Here is an 18,187-nt window from a genome sequence, read left to right as displayed (position 1 = left end):
GACCGACATGGACCATACCGACCTTTATATCGACGGCGACTGGCGCAAGAGCGGCGACCGCTTCGACGTGATCAACCCCGCCACCGAAGAGGTGCTGGCCTCGGTCGCCTCGGCGGACATCCAGGATGCCGATGCCGCGCTGAACGCCGCTGAAAGGGCGATGGCCGACTGGGCCGCGCGGACACCGCGCGCGCGCTCGGAGGTGCTGCGCCGGGCGTGGGAGTTGATGACCGACCGCCTCGATCACTTCGCGCGTCTGATCACGCTGGAGAACGGCAAGGCGGGGGTGGACGCCCGTGGCGAGGCCGCCTACGCCGCCGAGTTCTTTCGCTGGTTCGCCGAGGAGGCGGTGCGCGCCGACGGCATGATCACCCATGCCCCGGCGTCGGGCGCACGCATCGTGGTGCAGCACAAGCCCGCCGGTCTGGCTGTGCTGATCACCCCGTGGAACTACCCCGCCGCGATGGGCACCCGCAAGATCGCGCCGGCGCTGGCGGCGGGCTGTGGTGTCATCATCAAACCCGCCTCGGAGACTCCGCTCACCATGCTGGCGCTGATGCCGCTGCTGGAAGAGGCGGGCGTGCCGCCCGGCCTCGTCAACGTCCTTCCAAGCCGCAGGACCGGCGCGCTGGTCGATCACATGCTGCACGATCCCCGCGTCCGGGTGGTGAGCTTCACCGGCTCTACCGGGGTGGGGCGCGCGCTGCTCAAATCCGCCGCCGATCAGGTGCTGAAACCGGCGATGGAACTTGGCGGCAACGCGCCTTGCATCGTATTCGGGGACGCAGATATGGACGCGGCCGTCGAGGGCACCATGCTCGCCAAGATGCGCAACCTGGGCGAAGCCTGCACCGCGGCCAACCGCATCTACGTGCATGACGATGTCGCCGCAGAGTTCACCCGCCGCCTGACCGAACGGATGGCCGCGCTGAAGCTGGGCGACGGCACCGATCCGTCGGTCGATGTCGGCCCGCTGGTCAACGCAGGCACCCGCGACAAGGTGGCCGCCTTTGTCGCCGATGCCGTGGCGCGCGGCGCGTGCATCGAGTGCGGCGGCGCGTGCATCGAGTGCGGCGGCGAGGTGCCCGAGGGCCGTGGCTATTTCTACCCGCCGACGGTGCTGTCGAACGTGCCCGCTGATGCCGACTGCGTGCATGACGAGATTTTCGGCCCGGTCGCCGCGATCCAGACCTTCACCGATCAGGACGAGGTGATCGCGCGCGCCAACGCCACCGAGTACGGGCTGGTGGCCTACGTGTTCACCGGCGATTTCAAGCGCGGGATGCAGGTCTGCGAGCGGCTGGAGTATGGCATGGTGGGCCTCAACCGGGGCCTCGTCAGCGACCCGGCAGCGCCGTTCGGCGGGGTGAAGCAATCCGGTCTTGGCCGCGAGGGCGGGCACGAGGGCATGCTCGAATTCATGGAAACCCAGTATATCTCGGCCAACTGGTGAGGGGGCGGACATGTCGGAGATCATAGCCAGCCCCTCGACCCGCCGCCTCGCGCGTGACCGGGACATCGATATCGAGGCACTCGCGCACCGTCTCGGGCGCACCACCATCGCGCCCGAGGACATCAGCCCCGGAACCGATGCCGGTGACGGTGACGGCAGCCCCGCCCCCGCCGCCTCGGCCGACGCGTCCTTCTGGGACGTGGACCACAGCCGATACGGCCCTGTGACCGAAGAACCGATGAGCCGCTTCGCGCAGGTCGCCGCGCGCAATCTCGCCGCCGCGCAGGCGCTGATCCCGGCGGTCACGCATCACGACCGCGCGGACGTGAGCGCGATCGAGGCGTTTCGCAAGGCCCTCGGACCCGAGGCGCAGGCGCGCGGGATCAAGCTCACGGCGCTGGCCTTTCACGTCGCGGCCCTGGCGCGGGCCTTGCGCGCCTTTCCCCGATTCAACGCCTCGCTCAGCCCCGACGGCAACACGCTGGTGCTCAAGGGTTTCGTCCATATCGGCATCGCCGTGGATACGCCAAACGGGCTGATGGTGCCCGTGATCCGCGATGCGGACACCAAGGGGCTTTGGCGGATCGCGGCCGAGATCGCCGATCTCGCGGCGCGCGCGCAGGCCCGCCGGATCGGCCCCGACGAGATGGGCGGCGCGTCGATGACGATCACCAATCTCGGCGGCATCGGCGGCACCGCCTTCACCCCCATCGTCAACCCGCCCGAGGTGGCGATCCTCGGGCTGACCCGGACCGAGACCGTCACCGTCTGGGACGGCGACACGCCGCGGCCCGTGCCGATGGTGCCGCTGGATCTCAGCTACGATCACCGGGGCATCAACGGCGCCGATGCCGCACGGTTCCTGACCCATTACGCCGGACTCATCGGCGATCCCCGCAACATGCTGATCTGAGAGCCGGGCGGTGCCGGGGGGCGCACCCGTCCGCTCACCCTGCCACTGGCGCGGGCGGCGGACGGATCGCGTCGGCCAGCTCGCCATGCAGCGCCTTGCGCTCGTCCTCCGACAGGAACGCGCCGATCTCCACCTCGCGCCCGCCCCCTCTGAGCGTCAGGTAATGCGCCACCGGCCCGCCCTCTGCGTGCATCCTTAGCCGGGCCCAATGGCGGTCGCAGGCCCATTCCCGCACCTCGCCGCGCGGGTCGGTGCGCACCAGCCGCACCTCGTCCGGCGCGATGGTCAGCACTTCGCGCAACCGCGCGCTGCGATAGGTCGCCTCCAACGCCCACCACACGCCGCCCACCGCCAGCAGCAGGAACGGCAATAGCCCCCATAGCACCAACGTGCCCAAAAGCGGGTAGAGCGGGATGGTGATGAGCGTGAAGGTCGCCAGCACGAAGGCGGCAAAGCCCCGGCGCGGCAGCGACCGGTGCGGCCAGAGTTCGAGCTCGAGGTTGGGGTCCGCCCCACGCGGCGGGTGGCTCCAGTGATACGGCATGACCCGTTTGTAGCCTGCCCATGGAAAATGAAAAGAGCGCGCGGAGGGCCTGTAAGCCGGATTCTGTCCCGGGGGCGCGGGGCCCCCTTCGGATGACCATTCGTCTCGACGCGCGGTTGCCCGCGCGCCTCTAGCTGCCTACCCGGACCGCCGGGCCAAGACGTGGCCTGCGGGCGGTATCGGTTGCCCGACCTGCCCCCGCGCGCGGTCCCTATTCGGCATTGCTCCCGGTGGGGCTTGCCGTGCCGGTCCGGTTGCCCGTCCCGCGGTGGGCTTTTACCCCACCGTTTCACCCTTGCCCAGCCAACCCGGCAAAGCCGACGCGGCTGGGCGGTCTGTTTTCTGTGGCGCTTTCCCTCGGGTTGCCCCGGCCGGGCGTTACCCGGCACCGCCGTCTTGTGGAGTCCGGACTTTCCTCGCCACCCCGTTTCCGGGGTGTCGCGGCCATCCGGCCCTCCGCGCGGATACGCAGTTAGGCGCTCGGCTCGGCGCGGTCAACGGCAAAGCGCGCGGCCAGATCGTCCATCGCCGCGCAATCGGCGGCCGAGAGCGGCCCCTCGGCCTGCGGGCGAAAGCGCAGCCGAAAGACCCCGAGCAGCAGCTCGCGCGGCACGTCGCCCGCCGGATAGCCGAACCGCGCCGCATCGCGCAGGAAAGCGGCCCAGTCGGCGCGCCCGTCCCCCCGCGCATCGGGCCACACCGAGAGCCCCGCGCGCGCCAGCCCCCGCCAGTCAAAACGCGGGCCGGGATCGGACTTGCGCCCCGGGGCCATGTCGGAATGCGCGATCACCCGCGCGGGCGGGATCGCCCATCGCGCCATGACGTCGCCCATCAGCGCCTCCAGCGCCGTCATCTGCGGCAGCGGATAGGGATGGTCGCCGCGATTGGCCAGCTCGATGCCGATCGAGCGGGAATTGACATCCCGCACATCTCCCCAGCGCCCCGCCCCCGCGTGCCAGGCGCGCGCGCCCTCATCGACAAGCTGCCAGACGCGGCCCCGCTCGCAGATCAGATAATGCGCCGAGACCTCTGCCGCCGGGTCGCACAGCCGCGCCAGAGCCGCCCCGGCGCTCTCCATCGCGGTGTGGTGCAGCACGATGAGATCCGGGCGCACGCCCCCCCGGCGCGGGCCGTGATTGGGCGAAGGATGCGCCGTCACACGCCGCCGCGACTCACTCGCGCAGGGCACGGCGGTACGGCGACGGGTCCCAGCCGCAGGCATAGCCGTCGCCATCGGGGTCGAGCGCCATGCGGTCACGCTCGGGCCCGCCCTTGCGCAGGAAATCGAGCTGCGCCTGATCGGGCGAGGCATACTCCGCGCAATTCCGCTCGTGCCGCGACCCCGTCGCGATGCCGAAGCGGCGATACATGCCGGTGCCGACGGGATGCGTGGTGGCGAGCGCATAATCCACGATGTTGGGACCCACATCGCCGGGACGGGTGCCGATCTCTTCGGGCTCGATCACCTGGTACTGCGCGCGGTTGCGCGCGATGCGCGCGGCGTCCTCCTCGATCGAGCGTTCGGAACCGACCGCGTCGAAACTGTTCTCCTGCGAGATGCCCGCATCGTTGACCACGGCGGGCGGCGGGTTCGACGGGCTGGCCTGAAGCGGTTCATCGCCCGCGCCGTCCTCCGGTACGGTCACGTCCAGCGCGGCCCGTGCTTCGGCGGCGATACGGTCGGCCTCCGACATTTCGGGGGCCGCAGGGGCCTCGGTCGCGCCGCCCGTCGCGTCGAGCGGCTGCGAAGAGATCGCGTCCGGCGGCGGCAGGGCCACGTACTCGCCCGACAGCTCGGCCTCGCGAGCCGCCTTCTTGCGCTGATAGGTATCATAATCCCCGAAGCCGACCCCCGCCCCGCTATCCGGGATTGCCGGAGCACAGGCGGCCAGCGCAGCCATCGTCACAAACCCAAGCATCAACCGCATTCGCATCATCCTGTTCCGGCCCGCCTCAACGCGGGAACCTACCACCATTTCGCGGGCTTTTCCATGAAGCCTGCGGCCCGCTCCAGCGCGTCGGCGGTATTGAGCAGATCGCCCTCCTCCCACGGTCGCCCGATCAGTTGCAGCCCCAGCGGCAGCCCCTGCCGGTCAAGCCCGGCCGGCACCGTGATGCCCGGCAGCCCGGCAAGGTTTACCGTCACGGTGAACACGTCGTTGAGATACATCTGCACCGGATCGGCCTCCGCCATCTCGCCGAGGCCAAATGCCGCGCTTGGCGTGGCAGGCGTCAGGATCGCGTCGACACCGGCGGCAAAGACCTCCTCGAAATCGCGCTTGATCAAGGTCCGCACCTTGCGCGCACGGTTGTAATAGGCATCGTAGAAGCCGGCCGACAGCACGTAGGTGCCGACCATGACCCGGCGCTGCACCTCGGGACCGAAGCCCTCGGCACGGGTCTTTTCGTACATTTCGGTGATGCCGTCGCCCTGCGCCAACCTCGCCCGGTGGCCATAGCGCACCCCGTCATAGCGCGCGAGGTTCGACGACGCCTCGGCAGGCGCGATCACGTAATAGGCGGGCAGCGCGTATTTGGTATGCGGCAGCGAAATGTCGCGGATTTCGGCGCCCGCGTCACGCAGCATCGCGGTGCCGTCGGTCCAGAGTTTCTCGATCTCGTCGGGCATGCCGTCCATGCGGTATTCGCGCGGGATACCGATCACCTTGCCCCTGATGTCGCCGGTCAGCATCGCCTCGAAATCCGGCACGGGGATATCGGCGGAGGTGCTGTCCATGGGATCGTGCCCGCACATTGCGCCCAGCATGATCGCGGCGTCACGCACCGACTTGGTCATCGGCCCCGCCTGATCGAGCGACGACGCAAAGGCCACGATGCCCCAGCGCGAACAGCGCCCGTAGGTCGGCTTGATACCGGTGATGCCGGTAAAGGCCGCAGGCTGCCGGATCGAGCCGCCGGTATCGGTGCCGGTCGCGGCAAGGCAGAGATCGGCGGCCACCGCGCTGGCCGAGCCACCCGACGAGCCGCCGGGGGTGAGCGCCGCCTCGTCATTGCCGCGCCGCCACGGGTTGACCACATTGCCATAGCAGGAGGTCTCGTTACTGCTCCCCATGGCGAACTCGTCCATGTTGAGCTTGCCCAGCATCACCGCGCCCGCGTCAAAGAGGTTCTGCGTCACGGTCGATTCGTATTCCGGGCGGAAGCCTTCCAGAATGCGGCTCGCGGCCTGGGACGGCACGCCGCGCGTGCAGAACAGATCCTTGATCCCCAGCGGGATGCCGCACATCGCGGGCGCGTCACCCGCCTTGATCCGCGCGTCCGCCGCCTGCGCCTGTTCGCGCGCCAGATCGGGGGTGGGGTGGACGAAAGCATTCAGCGCCCCCGCCGCCCCGGCGGCGGCAAGGCACGCCTCGGTCAACTCCACGCTCGTCACGTCGCCGCGGCGCAGCGCGTCGCGCGCATCGGCGATGGTCATTTCGTTTAGACCCGACATCACTCCACCACCTTCGGCACGGCAAAGAACCCCTCGCGCGCATCGGGCGCGTTCGACAGCACCTTGTCCTGCATCCCGCCCGCCGTCACCTCGTCCTTGCGACGCTTCAGGCGCATGGGCGTGACGCTCGTCATCGGCTCCACACCCTCGACATCGACCTCGCCCAACTGCTCGATGAAGCCGAGGATGGTGTTGAATTCCTGCGCCAGCGCGGGCAGCGCGTCCGCGTCCACGCGAATACGCGCGAGCTTGGCCACGCGGGCGGCGGTCTCGGGATCTATCGACATGCGCCTCTCCATGATGGGGTCGGAATGCGTTTACCCGCGCGCGCAGGCAGAGGCAAGCGGTGGCCCCTTTCCTCGGGGCACAGGCCTGCTACTCTTGCGGCGATCAACAGCGAAGGAGTCCCAAATGCGTATCACCTGGCTCGGCCACAGCTCGTTCCGCATCGAGATCGCGGGGCAGGTCCTGCTGATCGACCCCTGGCTCGACGGCAACCCGATGCTGCCTGAAGACAAGCACGAGGCCGCCACCGAGGGGGCTACCCACATCCTCGTCACCCACGCCCATTTCGACCATATCAATGGGCTTTTGCCGCTGGCCAGGCACCTCGGCGTGCCCGTGGTGGGACAATTCGACCTGATGAGCCACTGGGCCGAGGCCGAGCAGATCGAGACCGTCGGCTTCAACAAGGGCGGCACCGTCGATCTGGAGGGCGTGAAGGTGACGATGGTCCACGCCACCCATTCCACCTCCATCGCCACGCCCGACGGCCCACATGTGACGGGCAGCGAATGCGGGTACATGATCGCGGGCGAAGGCCACACGATCTATCTCTCGGGCGATACCGACGTGATGGCGGACATGGGTGTGTTCAACGCCCTGCACAGGCCCGATATCGGCATCCTGTGTGCGGGCGGGCATTTCACCATGGACATGACCCGCGCCGCCTATGCGGCGAAAACCTTCTTTGATTTCAAGACGGTTATCCCGTGTCATTACCGCACATTCCCGGTGCTGGAACAATCCGCCGAGGTGCTGGCCACGGGCCTGCCGGGTGTCGATGTGATCGAGCCGCAGGTGATGCAGGCGATCGAAATCTGAGCGCGTTTCCGGGGGCACGCTGCCCCCGCAGGCAGGTAAAGTGGGGGCGCCGCCCCCACACCCCCGGGAGTATTTGAGCCAGGAAGAAATCAGGGGCGGCGGCGGCGCTGTGGTTTCGGCTTGGGCCCGGTGTCCTTGCCGTCGTCCTCGTCCTTCAGCCCCAACTGGTCGCGCAGCACGCGGGGGCGGATTTCCTCGACCGCGCCGGGCTTGAGATTGCCGAGCTGGAAGGGACCGTAGGACAGCCGGATCAGCCGGTTGACGATCAGTCCCACCGCCTCCATCGCGCGGCGGACTTCGCGGTTCTTGCCTTCGCGGATCGACACGGTGGCCCAGGCGTTGGCGCCCTTCTGGCGGTCGAGCGTCACGGTCATCGGCTGGAACCGCTCGCCCCCAAGGGTGAGCCCCTGACGCAGCGGCTCGAAGGTCGCATCCTCCGGCGTGCCGTTGACACGCACCCGGTAGCGGCGCAGCCAGCCGGTGGCGGGCAGTTCCATCCGCCGCTTGAGCCCGCCATCGTTGGTCAGCAGCAACAGCCCCTCGGAATTGATGTCGAGCCGACCCACGCTCATCACCCGCGGCATGTCGGCGGGCAGGTCGTCATAGATCGTGGTACGGCCCTGCTCGTCGCTCGTCGTGGTCACCCGGCCGCGCGGCTTGTGATAGAGCCACAGGCGCGGCGGCTCGGGCGTGTCAAGCGCGCGGCCGTCCACCACGATCCTGTCGGCGGCGGTGACGTTGAGCGCGGGCGAATCGATCCTGCGCCCGTTCACCGTGACACGCCCCGCCGCGATCAGCCGTTCGGCCTCGCGGCGGCTGGCGCGGCCTGCGCGCGCGATGACCTTGGCGATGCGCTCGCCCTTGGGGGTGCTGTTGTCCATGCCCGGGCGCATAGCGCAAAGCCGGGGCTTGCGAAAGGGCGATGCGCGCGCCACAAGCGGCGCATGGTGTCCATGGGTCACATGCAGGCCGCGCTCACCGAGGCGCGGGCCGCCGCCGAACGCGGCGAGGTGCCGGTAGGCGCGGTGGTGGTCGCGCCGTCGGGGGTGATCGTGGCGCGCGCGGGCAACCGCACCCGCGAACTCAATGACCCCACCGCCCATGCCGAGATCCTCGCCATCCGTGCCGCCTGCGCCGATGCCCGGTCCGAGCGGCTGCCGGGCCACGCGCTCTACGTCACGCTGGAGCCGTGTGCCATGTGCGCCGCCGCCATTTCCGCGGCGCGGATCGAGCGGCTTTGCTATGGGGCCGACGATCCCAAGTCGGGCGGCGTGGCGCATGGCGCGCGGGTGTTTTCGCATCCGCAATGCCACCACCGGCCAGAGATCCATGACGCCATCGGTGCCACCCAAGCCGAAGCGCTGCTCACAGGCTTCTTCGCCGCGCGGCGCGGCTCATAGGATCGTCACAGGATCGTCACCCCGTCGGCGAGAAACGGATGCGCCGCGATGGCCGGGGCGACGATGGTCTCGGACAACACCGGCTTGAGCCGCGCAGCCAGCGTCTCGGGCATGTCCTGCAATATGCCCTTGCGGGCGGTGACGGCGATGGTGCGCGTCAGCGGGGCCAGCGGCAGCTCCATCACGTCGATCTGATCGGCGAATCGGCGCGCCCGCATCAGCGCCAGCGGCGTCAGGATCGACCAGCCCGTGCCCTGCCCCACCAGCGCCAGGATCGAGTGATAGCTGTCGAGCTCGAACCGGTAGGGCAGGTTCAGATCCTCGCGCGCCAGATGGGCCGAGATGAGCCGCCCCATGTAATGGCGCTGCGTGTACTGGATGAGCGGCAGCCGCTTGAGCTGGCGCAGGATATCGCGGTCCGCCCGGATCGCGCCGCGCGGCACCACGGCGACAAAACGCTCGCGCAGCACCGGGTGCACCTCGGTCCAGTCGGCGGTATCGCCAAGCCGTGCCGACACGATGATATCGAGCGCGCGCGCGTCGAGCTGATCGTAGAGATAGTGGCTCGCCCCGGTTTCCAGCAGGAACTGGCATCCCTTGAGCTCGCCCGCCATGTGGGTGAGAAGTTGCGGCGTCACATCCGCCTCGAGATCCTCGATCATGCCGAGGCGGAACCGCGTCAGCGTGGTCAGGTGCGACATCGCCAGTTCGGCCCGCGCCTGCGCCGCCTCGTCGAGGATCACCTGCGCGCGGCGGTGCATGATCTCGCCCGCCGGGGTCAGGCGGATGGGGCGGGCGTTGCGCTGCAACAGCGTGGCCCCCACCGCGCCTTCGAGATTGGTCAGTTGCTGGCTCACCGCCGAAGGGCTCGCCCCCAGCCGCCGCGCGGCGGCCGAGATCGAGCGCTCGTCGGCGGCGGCCATGAACACCTCGATGCCCCACAGCGTGATCCGGCCGCTTCGCCCTGTCATCGGGCTATTTGTCGAGCTTCGACAGCTTGTCCTGTAACTCGGCGAGCTGCTTGCGGATCGTGTCGAGATCCTCGCCCGATTCCGCGCTCCCGTCGCCCTGCCGCTCCTCGTCCTCGCGGGGCGCGCCCGGCCCGGTGCCGCCCAGCCCGCCGAGGCCCCCGGTCATCGCCTTGACGAAGGCCTCCTGCTGCGCGCGCATCGCCTCCATTCCGGGCATCGCGGCGAGCGGGTTGGCCTTGGTCATGTTCTCAAGCATCTTGGATTGCCCGTCGCGCAGCATCTCGAAACTGGCGGCGAGGAACTCCGGCACCACGCTGGTGGCCTGCGTGGTATAGCTGCGCACCAGGTCGTTTAGCACGTTGATCGGCAGTACGCTCTCGCCCCGGCTCTCGTGCTCGGCGACGATCTGCAGCAGGTATTGGCGGGTCAGGTCATCGCCAGATTTCAGGTCGATGATCTGGACCTCGCGCCCCTTGCGGATGAACCCCGCGATATCTTCGAGCGTCACGTAATCCGAGGTCTCGGTGTTGTAGAGACGCCGGCTCGCGTAGCGTTTGATCAGGAGCGGTTTCGTCGTATCGGCCAAAGGGGGATCCTCCCACGGGATGCAGCGCTGCGGCAAAGCCTAGACGCAGTCGCAGCAAATTGAAAGGGCGAGCCTTTCGGCCCGCCCCGCAAAACTGCGTCCCGCTTGGGAGGGAATGGAACGCGTCCTGCTGTCTGGTCCGCGCCTTACTTGGCGGCGGTCGCCTTCTTGGTGGCGCTGGTCACGTCGTCGGTGGCCTTCTTGACGGCGGCAGCGGCGTCTTCCTGCATGGTCTTGCCCGAGGCGAGCAGCAGTTCGACGGTTTCCATTTGCACCTTCTTGGCAACTTCAGCGAAGGCGGCCATGTGCTCGGCGGCGACTTCGGCATTGGCCGAGGTGAAATCGGTCATCGCCTTGGCGTAGTCGGCGGGCTCGGTCTTGGCTTTCGACATCTCGGACAGTTTGGCAAGGGTGTCCTTGGTCCACTTGCTGGAGATCTCGGCCGACTGCTCGGCGGCGGTCAGGGCAACGCCCGACAGCTTCTCGTTCAGGGCCGCCTGGCTCTTGAACGCGTCTTCCATGGCCTTGGAGTCGACGGGAAAGTTGCCCATGACGTCTTTGAACATGGCGGTGAAATCGGTGGTCTTGGTCATAGTCTCGTCCTTTCGGTTTGAGCGGGGGGGCCGCTTCTTTGCTACTGGACGGAACATACTTGCTGCACCGCAGCATTTCAAGAGTTTTTCTGCATTGCAGCAAAAAATTCATGCCCGGCGGCGCGGCCCGGTCCCGCCACCGCGCGCCTCAGGTCACCGCCTTTTTGCGGACATAGGTGCCGGGCGCCGGGGCGAGCGGCGGGTGCTCGTCGTCGCCCGGCTCGCGCGCCGGGACCATCTTGCCCGAGCGTTTCGCCAGCCATGCCTCCCAGCGCGGCCACCACGAGCCGTCGTGCCGCGTGGCCCCGCCCATCCATTCCTCCGGCGTGCCGCTCAGATCCTCGTTGGTATAGTGGCCGTATTTCTTCTTGGCGGGCGGGTTGACGATGCCGGCGATATGGCCGGATTCCGAGACGATGAAGGTCCGGTTCTTCGATCCGGTCTGCCGAAAGCCGCGATAGCAATCCTTCCATGCTGCGATGTGGTCGGTCTCGCAGGTCACCGACATGAGCGGAATCTTCACGTCGCGGATATGCAGCCGTTCACCGCACAACTCCATCCCGTCCTCGACGAACTCGTTGCGCTGGCACAGGCCCCGAAGATACTGCATGGTCATCCTGCCCGGCAGGTTGGCCCCGTCGCCGTTCCAGTAGAGCAGATCGAACGCGGGCGGTGCCTCGCCCATCATGTATTTGCTCACCGCGGGCTGATAGATCAGGTCGCGCGAGCGCAGGAACGACATGGTCCGCCCCATGATGAACGAGCGCAGCACGCCCTGCGCGTTTACCTCTTCCTCGATGCCGTCGATGAAATCGTCCTGGAGGAAGGGGGTGAATTCGCCCTGTTCGGCAAAATCCGTGAGCGCGGTAAAGAACGTGGCCGACTTCACCGACTTGTCGCCGCGCTTGTGCATCAGCGCCAGCGCCAGGTGCAGCGTCGTGCCCGCGATGCAATAGCCCACCGCGTTGACCTGTTTCTCGCCGGTGATCGCCTTGACCTCGCGAATCGCGGTCAGGTAGCCCTCCTCGATATACTCCTCCAGCCCCACCCCGGCATGGCTTGAATCGGCATTGACCCAGCTCACCACAAAGAGGGTGTAACCCTGCTCGGTGATCCACCGGATCAGGCTGTTCTGCGCCTTGAGGTCGAGAATGTAGAACTTGTTGATCCAGGGCGGAAAGATCACCAACGGCGTGGCATGGACCTGTTCGGTCGCCGGCGCGTACTGGATGAGTTCCATCAGCCGGTTGCGATAGACCACCTCGCCCGGCGTGGTGGCGATGTTCTCGCCCAGTTCGAACGCGCGCTCGTCCGCCAGCCGCACGACCATCTCGCCGTTATTGGCCTCCAGGTCGGCGATCAGGTTCTCCAGCCCCTTCACAAGGCTCTCGCCCTCGGTTTCCAGCGCGCGTTCCAGCGCGTCGGGGTTGGTGCCGAGGAAATTGGTCGGCGACATCATGTCGATGATCTGATGCGCGAAATAGTCGAGCCGCCGACGGTCCTTGTCGGGCAGGTCCTCGTCGATCTCGTCGAGCGCCCGTTCGATCGCCTGCGCGTTGAGCGCATATTGCCGTTTGACGTAGCGAAAGAACGGGTGGCTCTCCCACAGAGGGTTGGCAAAGCGCTTGTCCCCGGCCAGCGGATCGGGGGCGTCGTCGTCGCCGTCCGCATCGGCGCCGCCGCGCAGCATCGTCTGCTGCGCGTCGAGGAAATGGCGCACCGACTTGCCCCAGTATTCGAGTTGCTGCTCGTATATCCGGCCCGGATGTTCGAGCATCTCGGTCCAGTAAGAGGTCGCCGCCTTGTTGAAGAGGTCCTGCGACGGGGTGTTCAACGTGGGATTCGCGGGCTTTCGCGCAGCCAGCACCTGAATCAGGCGCTGCGACAAATCCTCGACCTTCGCAAGATTTTCGTTTAGTTTCCCGACGTTTGTTCCTGCGACATCGTCCTGCGTTGTCATTTCGAACATTTCCCCTTAACAATTTCTGCCATGCAGCATAACGTTCGGCAAGCGCGAGGCTGCCCACGCCGACCGCCCTCAGCTTCCCGCGAAAGGAGAAGACAATGCGCCAGATGTCCACCTACGACCTGATGGAATCCTTCCGCAACGCCAATCAATGGCTGGGGGCGTCTGCGCTTTCCTTCGCATCCTATCCGCTTTTCAGCATGTTGCCAAACCCCGCCTTTCAATGGATGTCGGCCTGGGGCCAGGTGACCGAACGCACGTTCCAGCGCATGGTGGCCAAGCCCGACTGGGGCATCCGCACCTTCACCTGCGAGGACGGCAAGGACCACCTCGTCAACATCGAGACGGTGGTGTCCCGCCCGTTCGGCGACCTCATCCACTTTCAGGTCTCGGGCCGCGAGGAACAGCCGCGCAAGGTGCTACTGGTGGCGCCGATGTCGGGCCATTACGCGACGCTGCTGCGCTCGACCGTCAAATCGCTGCTCGTCAATTGCGAGGTCTACGTCACCGACTGGCATAACGCGCGCGACATCCCGGTGTCCGAGGGCAAGTTCGACGTCGAGGATTACACCCTCTACCTTGTCGATTTCATGAAGGCGCTCGGCCCCGAGGTCAACGTGGTCGCGGTCTGCCAGCCGGCGCCGCTGGCGCTTGCGGCCACCGCCTATCTCGCCGAGATCGAGCCCGACGCGCAGCCGAGCACCCTCACCCTCATCGGCGGGCCGGTCGACCCCGACGCCGCCGCCACCGACGTGACCGATTTCGGCCGCCGCGTGACCATGGGACAACTCGAGGAGATGATGATCCAGCGGGTGGGCTTTCTCCACAAGGGTGTCGGGCGGCTGGTCTATCCCGGCCTGTTGCAACTGGCCTCGTTCATATCGATGAACGGCGAACGGCACTCCAAGGCCTTTACCGACCAGATCCTGCGCGTGGCGCAGGGCGAGGCCAGCGACAACGACGCCCATAACCGCTTCTACGACGAATACCTCGCGGTGATGGACATGACCGCCGAGTTCTACCTCTCGACCGTCGAGCGCATCTTCAAGGGGCTGGAGATCGCGCAGAACCGCTTTGTCGTGGACGGCCACCGCGTCGATATCGGCAAGATCACCGATGTCGCGGTCAAGACCGTCGAGGGCGGCAAGGACGACATTTCGGCCCCCGGACAGTGCGTCGCCGCGCTCGACCTGTGCACCGGCCTGCCCGACAGCATGAAGGCCAGCTATATCGAGCCCGAGGCCGGGCATTACGGCATCTTCGCGGGCCGGTCCTGGCGCAACAACATCCGCCCGCTGGTGCTCGATTTCATCGACGCCAATGCCGGACGCCACAAGCCCGGCAAACCGGCCAACCGCAACGCCGCGGCGGGCTGAGCCCCTTTTCGCGGCGCGGGCAATCGGCTAGACGGACCCGGTCCAAGCGCAAAGGCCCGCAGATGAGACCCGTCCGCCTGCTCTCCGGCATCCTGACCGTCAGCGGCTGGACGCTGATAAGCCGCGTCCTGGGCTTCGTGCGCGACGTGATGATCGCGGGCCTGATCGGGCCCGGCCCGCTGATGGACGCCTTCGTCGCGGCGTTCCGCCTGCCCAACATGTTCCGCCGCTTCTTCGCCGAGGGCGCGTTCAATGCCGCCTTCGTGCCGATGTTCTCCAAGCGGCTGGAGGCGGACGAGAACCCGCTCGGCTTCGCCGGCCTCGCGCTGTCGGGGCTGGGGCTGGTGCTGTTGGTGCTGACGGGGCTGGCGATGGTGTTCATGCCCGCGCTCGTGTGGGCCACCGCCGAGGGGTTCGCGGGCGACGCACGCTTCGGCCTGACGGTCGATTTCGGGCGCGTCGTCTTTCCCTATATCCTGTTCATCTCGCTCGCCGCGCTCCTGTCGGGCGCGCTCAATGCCGCCGGGCGCTTTGCCGCCGCTGCCGCAGCACCTGTGCTGCTCAACGTCCTCTTGATCGCCGCGATGGCGGTGGCGGCGTGGATGGGCGGCGCGGTGATGCTGGCGCTCGTCTGGGCGGTGCCGTTTGCGGGGGTGGCGCAGCTTGCCCTCGTCTGGCTGGCCGCCGAGCGGGCGGGGCTGCGCATCCGTCCGGTGCGCCCGCGCTGGACGCCCGAGATGGCGCAGCTTGTGCGCATCGCCATTCCGGCGGCGCTGGCGGGCGGAGTGATACAGGTCAACCTCGTGGTCGGCCAGCTTGTCGCGTCGCAGACCGACAAGGCGGTGAGCTGGCTCTACGCCGCCGACCGGCTCTATCAACTGCCGCTGGGCGTGGTGGGGATCGCGGTGGGCATCGTGCTGTTGCCCGACCTGTCGCGCAGGCTCAAGGCGGGCGACGATGACGGCGCGCGCCACGCCCTGTCGCGCGGCGGCGAGGTGGCGCTGGCGCTGACGGTGCCCTGCGCCGTGGCGCTGGTGGCGATCCCGCTGCCGCTGGTGGCGGTGCTGTTCGAGCGCGGCGCGTTTGGTGCCGATGACAGTGCGGCCACCGCGCTCGCCGTGGCGGTCTACGGCCTCGGGCTGCCCGCCTTCGTGCTGCAAAAGATATTGCAGCCGATCTTCTTTGCCCGCGAGGACACGCGCCGCCCGTTCCATTACGCACTGGTGGCAATGGTGGTGAACGCGGTGCTCGCCTTCGGCCTCGCCCCCGTCATCGGCTGGATCGCGGCGGCGCTGGCCACCACGGTGGCCGCCTGGGTGATGGTCTGGCAACTGGCGCGCGGCGCGCGCGATTTCGGCGACGTGGCCCGTTTCGATGCGCAGTTCCGCCGCAGGCTGTGGCGGATCGTGCTGGCCTCCGCGCTGATGGGCGCGGTGCTGTGGGGGGCGGCGGTGGTGCTCGGTCCGTTCCTCGCCATCGGCGGCTGGCGCTGGCTGGCACTGACGCTGCTGGTCGGCCTCGGGGTGCTGAGCTACGGGCTTGTCGGGCAGGGGCTGGGGGCGTTCCGGCTGCAGGAGATGCGCGGGCAATTGCGGCGGCGGTAGCGCATCGGTCCGGTGCCCGCCCCTCAGTCGTGCCGCAGCCGCGCGCGCAGGCGCGCCAGCCCGCCGGGGCTGAGCGGGACCGAGACGGCAAAGCCCGCCAGGAACCCCGCCACGTCGGCCACCCAGGTGGGTGCGCCGTCGAACAGCAGCGCAAACACAAGCTGCAACCCCATCAGCACGCCGATCAGGGTAAAGGCGCGCGCCTGGTTGGCCCCCAACTGCCCCAGCCGCAGCCACATCACGTAGGTGAACCCGCCGATCATCCCGTAGACGCCCGGAAACGCGCCGATGAGCCACCCATGTTGCCCCGGCAGCATGCCGTAGGCCAGCGCTCCGCCCACCGTTGCGGTGACAAAGATCACCAGCACCGCCCAGTGGCGGAACACCTCGCCCAGGAACTTGCCCAGCGCCAGCAGCAGCACGGCGGCGAACACCGCGTGGGTAAAGCTGCCGTGGACAAAGGCATAGGTGACGAGGCGGCGCAGGTGCTCGGCCGGCACCTGCCCGGTGTCGACCATCCAGCGCAGGATCTGGCCGTGAAACCCGTAATCCTGGATCGCCGCGCTGCGCCAGCCCACCGCATCCGCGCCGCCGATGATCCCGCGCGCACCCAGCGAGAACGCCGCCTCGACCCCGGCGATCACCAGAAACAGCACCACCACCACCGGCGGCAGCGGGTTGAGGGGGCTGGGATCGTCGCGCATGGCCGCTCTCCTTGACGGGGGTTGGCGGCATGGGTAAGCGAGACCTCCAGAGAAATCCACCACGGAGTGCGCCCATGGCCCAGGCGGCCTTTACCCCCCGCGTGTTTTCGGGAATTCAGCCCTCGGGCAACCTGCACCTGGGCAATTACCTGGGCGCGCTCAAACGCTTCGCCGAGGCGCAGGATCGCGGCACCGAGACGCTCTATTGCATGGTCGACCTGCACGCCGTCACCGTCTGGCAGGAGCCCGCCGACCTCACGCGCGCGACGCGCGAGCTGACCGCCGGGTTCATCGCCTCGGGGCTCGATCCGACGCGCTCGATCCTGTTCAACCAGTCCCAGGTGGCAGAGCACAGCCAGTTGGCCTGGGTGTTCAACTGCGTCGCCCGCATGGGCTGGATGCAGCGGATGACGCAATTCAAGGATAAGGCGGGCAAGAACGCGCAGAACGCCTCCCTGGGGCTCTTCGCCTACCCGGCGCTGATGGCCGCCGATATCCTCGCCTATCACGGCACCCACGTGCCTGTGGGCGAGGACCAGAAACAGCATATCGAGCTGTCGCGCGACATCGCCATGAAATTCAATCACGATTACGGGGTCGAGTTCTTTCCCTTGCCCGAGCCGGTGATCGAGGGGGCGGCGACGCGGGTGATGTCCCTGCGCGACGGCACGAAGAAGATGTCGAAATCCGACCCGTCGGACATGAGCCGGATCAACCTCACCGACAATGCCGATGCGATTTCAAGGAAAATCCGCAAGGCCAGGACCGACCCCGAGCCGCTGCCCATGGATGCCAAGGGGTTGGAAGACCGCCCGGAGGCGCGCAACCTCGTCAACATCTATGCCGCGCTGGCCGACATGAGCGTGGATGCGGTGATGGCCGAGGCCGGCGGGCAGCCGTTTTCCGTCTTCAAGCCGCGTCTGGCGGATCTGGCGGTGGACCGTCTCGCGCCGATCTCGACCGAAATGAAGCGGCTGATGCGCGACGAGGTGGCGATCGACACGATCCTCGCCGACGGTGCGGCCCGCGCCCGCGCCATCGCCGCCCCGATCCTGCGCCGCACCTACGATATCATGGGCATGGTCGGCGCGCCGCACGGCTGAGCCGCGCCGCGCCCGGCCACGGCTGGACCTCCTGCCAAGACGCAACGCATTTTCCGGCGCGGCAGTCTTGTAATAACTGGCGATCCAGCGAGGACTCGAACCGGCTCTGTTGTACAAATCCCGTGAGGGATTCATCTCGTTATTCCATCATGGTAGCTGGGTTGCATGAGCAGACCGACACCACCGACCTACAAGACCAGGAACTGGCCAGCCTATAACGAAGCGCTGAAGCGCCGCGGTTCGCGGACGATCTGGTCCGACCCCGGGATGAGCTGGGATGCCGTGCCGACAGGCAGACGTGGCCGGCGGCAGAGCTACAGTGACACCGCCATCCAGACGTGCCTGACGATGAAGGTTCTGTTCGGCATGGCGCTGCGACAGACGACGGGCTTCGTCGAAAGCCTGCTGCATTTGGT

19 protein-coding genes and 1 other RNA gene are annotated in these 18,187 nt (G+C 67.6%); 8 read left to right on the top strand and 12 right to left on the bottom strand.

What is annotated here, in order from left to right; genetic code table 11:
• Positions 1-7: 7 nt before the first annotated feature.
• Both ACFFU4_RS00100 and ACFFU4_RS00095 read left to right on the top strand, forming a co-directional pair.
• Positions 8-1,453, top strand: coding sequence for an NAD-dependent succinate-semialdehyde dehydrogenase (locus ACFFU4_RS00100; RefSeq protein ID WP_377065783.1), 1,446 nt, complete (start codon positions 8-10; stop codon positions 1,451-1,453).
• Positions 1,454-1,463: 10 nt separating this feature from the next.
• Positions 1,464-2,366 carry a 2-oxo acid dehydrogenase subunit E2 gene (locus ACFFU4_RS00095; RefSeq protein ID WP_377065781.1) on the top strand — a complete coding sequence of 301 codons (903 nt, stop codon included), beginning with the start codon at positions 1,464-1,466 and terminating at the stop codon, positions 2,364-2,366.
• Positions 2,367-2,400: 34 nt separating this feature from the next.
• Here the strand turns inward: ACFFU4_RS00095 and ACFFU4_RS00090 are convergent, their stop codons facing one another.
• From ACFFU4_RS00090 to gatC, 6 genes are all read right to left on the bottom strand, one after another.
• Positions 2,401-2,910: a DUF2244 domain-containing protein gene (locus ACFFU4_RS00090; RefSeq protein ID WP_377065779.1), complete on the bottom strand. Its 510-nt coding sequence runs from the start codon at positions 2,908-2,910 to the stop codon at positions 2,401-2,403.
• 36 nt (positions 2,911-2,946) lie between these two features.
• An RNA gene (gene rnpB, locus ACFFU4_RS00085) (RNase P RNA component class A) lies at positions 2,947-3,370 on the bottom strand.
• A 12-nt stretch (positions 3,371-3,382) separates the two neighbouring features.
• The gene (locus ACFFU4_RS00080) at positions 3,383-4,024 is read right to left on the bottom strand and encodes an N-acetylmuramoyl-L-alanine amidase (RefSeq protein ID WP_512700568.1); all 642 of its coding nucleotides are present in this window, start codon (positions 4,022-4,024) and stop codon (positions 3,383-3,385) included.
• 58 nt (positions 4,025-4,082) lie between these two features.
• On the bottom strand, positions 4,083-4,838 hold the full coding sequence (locus ACFFU4_RS00075) for a hypothetical protein (RefSeq protein ID WP_377065775.1): 756 nt from the start codon (positions 4,836-4,838) through the stop codon (positions 4,083-4,085).
• A 38-nt stretch (positions 4,839-4,876) separates the two neighbouring features.
• Entirely contained in the window at positions 4,877-6,364 is a 1,488-nt protein-coding gene (gene gatA / locus ACFFU4_RS00070; protein WP_377065773.1) for an Asp-tRNA(Asn)/Glu-tRNA(Gln) amidotransferase subunit GatA, read from the bottom strand.
• The gene (gatC, locus tag ACFFU4_RS00065; RefSeq protein ID WP_377065771.1) at positions 6,364-6,651 is read right to left on the bottom strand and encodes an Asp-tRNA(Asn)/Glu-tRNA(Gln) amidotransferase subunit GatC; all 288 of its coding nucleotides are present in this window, start codon (positions 6,649-6,651) and stop codon (positions 6,364-6,366) included. Before gatC ends, gatA begins: the two co-directional genes overlap by 1 nt.
• 124 nt (positions 6,652-6,775) lie before the next feature.
• On the opposite strand from gatC, the gene ACFFU4_RS00060 reads away from it, so the two are divergent.
• A complete protein-coding gene (locus ACFFU4_RS00060) occupies positions 6,776-7,468 on the top strand; it encodes a metal-dependent hydrolase (RefSeq protein WP_377065769.1) in 693 nt (230 codons plus the stop codon).
• 89 nt (positions 7,469-7,557) lie between these two features.
• Here ACFFU4_RS00060 and ACFFU4_RS00055 read toward each other — a convergent pair whose 3' ends face one another.
• On the bottom strand, positions 7,558-8,349 hold the full coding sequence (locus ACFFU4_RS00055; protein ID WP_377065767.1) for a pseudouridine synthase: 792 nt from the start codon (positions 8,347-8,349) through the stop codon (positions 7,558-7,560).
• A 63-nt stretch (positions 8,350-8,412) separates the two neighbouring features.
• On the opposite strand from ACFFU4_RS00055, the gene ACFFU4_RS00050 reads away from it, so the two are divergent.
• Positions 8,413-8,868, top strand: a complete 456-nt coding sequence (locus ACFFU4_RS00050; protein WP_377065765.1) for a nucleoside deaminase — start codon at positions 8,413-8,415, stop codon at positions 8,866-8,868.
• A 5-nt stretch (positions 8,869-8,873) separates the two neighbouring features.
• Here ACFFU4_RS00050 and ACFFU4_RS00045 read toward each other — a convergent pair whose 3' ends face one another.
• The 4 genes from ACFFU4_RS00045 to ACFFU4_RS00030 all read right to left on the bottom strand — a co-directional run bounded on the left by ACFFU4_RS00045 (position 8,874) and on the right by ACFFU4_RS00030 (position 12,978).
• Positions 8,874-9,839 (bottom strand): LysR family transcriptional regulator, encoded by a 966-nt coding sequence (locus tag ACFFU4_RS00045; protein ID WP_377065763.1) that lies wholly within the window; start codon positions 9,837-9,839, stop codon positions 8,874-8,876.
• A 4-nt stretch (positions 9,840-9,843) separates the two neighbouring features.
• Positions 9,844-10,425, bottom strand: coding sequence for a polyhydroxyalkanoate synthesis repressor PhaR (gene phaR / locus ACFFU4_RS00040; protein ID WP_377065761.1), 582 nt, complete (start codon positions 10,423-10,425; stop codon positions 9,844-9,846).
• 146 nt (positions 10,426-10,571) lie between these two features.
• A complete protein-coding gene (locus tag ACFFU4_RS00035) occupies positions 10,572-11,018 on the bottom strand; it encodes a phasin, PhaP (RefSeq protein ID WP_377065759.1) in 447 nt (148 codons plus the stop codon).
• Positions 11,019-11,166: 148 nt separating this feature from the next.
• Positions 11,167-12,978: a PHA/PHB synthase family protein gene (locus ACFFU4_RS00030; protein WP_377065988.1), complete on the bottom strand. Its 1,812-nt coding sequence runs from the start codon at positions 12,976-12,978 to the stop codon at positions 11,167-11,169.
• 104 nt (positions 12,979-13,082) lie between these two features.
• Between ACFFU4_RS00030 and phaZ the strand changes: the two genes are divergently transcribed.
• Together phaZ and murJ are read left to right on the top strand one after the other, a co-directional pair.
• Complete coding sequence (gene phaZ / locus ACFFU4_RS00025; protein WP_377065757.1) at positions 13,083-14,360, top strand: polyhydroxyalkanoate depolymerase; 1,278 nt, start codon at positions 13,083-13,085, stop codon at positions 14,358-14,360.
• A 62-nt stretch (positions 14,361-14,422) separates the two neighbouring features.
• Entirely contained in the window at positions 14,423-15,964 is a 1,542-nt protein-coding gene (gene murJ, locus ACFFU4_RS00020) for a murein biosynthesis integral membrane protein MurJ (protein ID WP_377065755.1), read from the top strand.
• Positions 15,965-15,987: 23 nt separating this feature from the next.
• On the opposite strand, the gene ACFFU4_RS00015 is transcribed toward murJ, so the two are convergent.
• Positions 15,988-16,668, bottom strand: coding sequence for a rhomboid family intramembrane serine protease (locus ACFFU4_RS00015; protein WP_377065753.1), 681 nt, complete (start codon positions 16,666-16,668; stop codon positions 15,988-15,990).
• A gap of 74 nt (positions 16,669-16,742) precedes the next feature.
• Here ACFFU4_RS00015 and trpS point away from each other — a divergent pair, with 74 nt between their 5' ends.
• Positions 16,743-17,771: a tryptophan--tRNA ligase gene (gene trpS, locus ACFFU4_RS00010; RefSeq protein WP_377065751.1), complete on the top strand. Its 1,029-nt coding sequence runs from the start codon at positions 16,743-16,745 to the stop codon at positions 17,769-17,771.
• A 165-nt stretch (positions 17,772-17,936) separates the two neighbouring features.
• On the top strand, positions 17,937-18,187 hold a 251-nt coding region (locus tag ACFFU4_RS00005; protein WP_377065749.1), incomplete at its 3' end, for a transposase.

The sequence above is a fragment of the Roseovarius ramblicola genome (assembly GCF_042430665.1).
In the GTDB taxonomy this organism is placed as follows: domain Bacteria; phylum Pseudomonadota; class Alphaproteobacteria; order Rhodobacterales; family Rhodobacteraceae; genus Roseovarius; species Roseovarius ramblicola.
Note: the sequence above shows the minus strand (reverse complement) of the source record. Positions and strands in the feature narration are given on the sequence as shown.

What these genes read in the sequence shown, in the direction of transcription:
- ACFFU4_RS00100 (WP_377065783.1), top strand. Translation starts at nt 8, where the DNA reads ATGGACCATACCGACCTTTATATCGACGGCGACTGGCGCAAGAGCGGC.
- ACFFU4_RS00095 (WP_377065781.1), top strand. Translation starts at nt 1,464, where the DNA reads ATGTCGGAGATCATAGCCAGCCCCTCGACCCGCCGCCTCGCGCGTGAC.
- ACFFU4_RS00090 (WP_377065779.1), bottom strand. Translation starts at nt 2,910, where the DNA reads ATGCCGTATCACTGGAGCCACCCGCCGCGTGGGGCGGACCCCAACCTC.
- ACFFU4_RS00075 (WP_377065775.1), bottom strand. Translation starts at nt 4,838, where the DNA reads ATGCGGTTGATGCTTGGGTTTGTGACGATGGCTGCGCTGGCCGCCTGT.
- gatA (WP_377065773.1), bottom strand. Translation starts at nt 6,364, where the DNA reads ATGTCGGGTCTAAACGAAATGACCATCGCCGATGCGCGCGACGCGCTG.
- gatC (WP_377065771.1), bottom strand. Translation starts at nt 6,651, where the DNA reads ATGTCGATAGATCCCGAGACCGCCGCCCGCGTGGCCAAGCTCGCGCGT.
- ACFFU4_RS00060 (WP_377065769.1), top strand. Translation starts at nt 6,776, where the DNA reads ATGCGTATCACCTGGCTCGGCCACAGCTCGTTCCGCATCGAGATCGCG.
- ACFFU4_RS00055 (WP_377065767.1), bottom strand. Translation starts at nt 8,349, where the DNA reads ATGGACAACAGCACCCCCAAGGGCGAGCGCATCGCCAAGGTCATCGCG.
- ACFFU4_RS00050 (WP_377065765.1), top strand. Translation starts at nt 8,413, where the DNA reads ATGGTGTCCATGGGTCACATGCAGGCCGCGCTCACCGAGGCGCGGGCC.
- ACFFU4_RS00045 (WP_377065763.1), bottom strand. Translation starts at nt 9,839, where the DNA reads ATGACAGGGCGAAGCGGCCGGATCACGCTGTGGGGCATCGAGGTGTTC.
- ACFFU4_RS00035 (WP_377065759.1), bottom strand. Translation starts at nt 11,018, where the DNA reads ATGACCAAGACCACCGATTTCACCGCCATGTTCAAAGACGTCATGGGC.
- ACFFU4_RS00030 (WP_377065988.1), bottom strand. Translation starts at nt 12,978, where the DNA reads ATGACAACGCAGGACGATGTCGCAGGAACAAACGTCGGGAAACTAAAC.
- phaZ (WP_377065757.1), top strand. Translation starts at nt 13,083, where the DNA reads ATGCGCCAGATGTCCACCTACGACCTGATGGAATCCTTCCGCAACGCC.
- murJ (WP_377065755.1), top strand. Translation starts at nt 14,423, where the DNA reads ATGAGACCCGTCCGCCTGCTCTCCGGCATCCTGACCGTCAGCGGCTGG.
- ACFFU4_RS00015 (WP_377065753.1), bottom strand. Translation starts at nt 16,668, where the DNA reads ATGCGCGACGATCCCAGCCCCCTCAACCCGCTGCCGCCGGTGGTGGTG.
- trpS (WP_377065751.1), top strand. Translation starts at nt 16,743, where the DNA reads ATGGCCCAGGCGGCCTTTACCCCCCGCGTGTTTTCGGGAATTCAGCCC.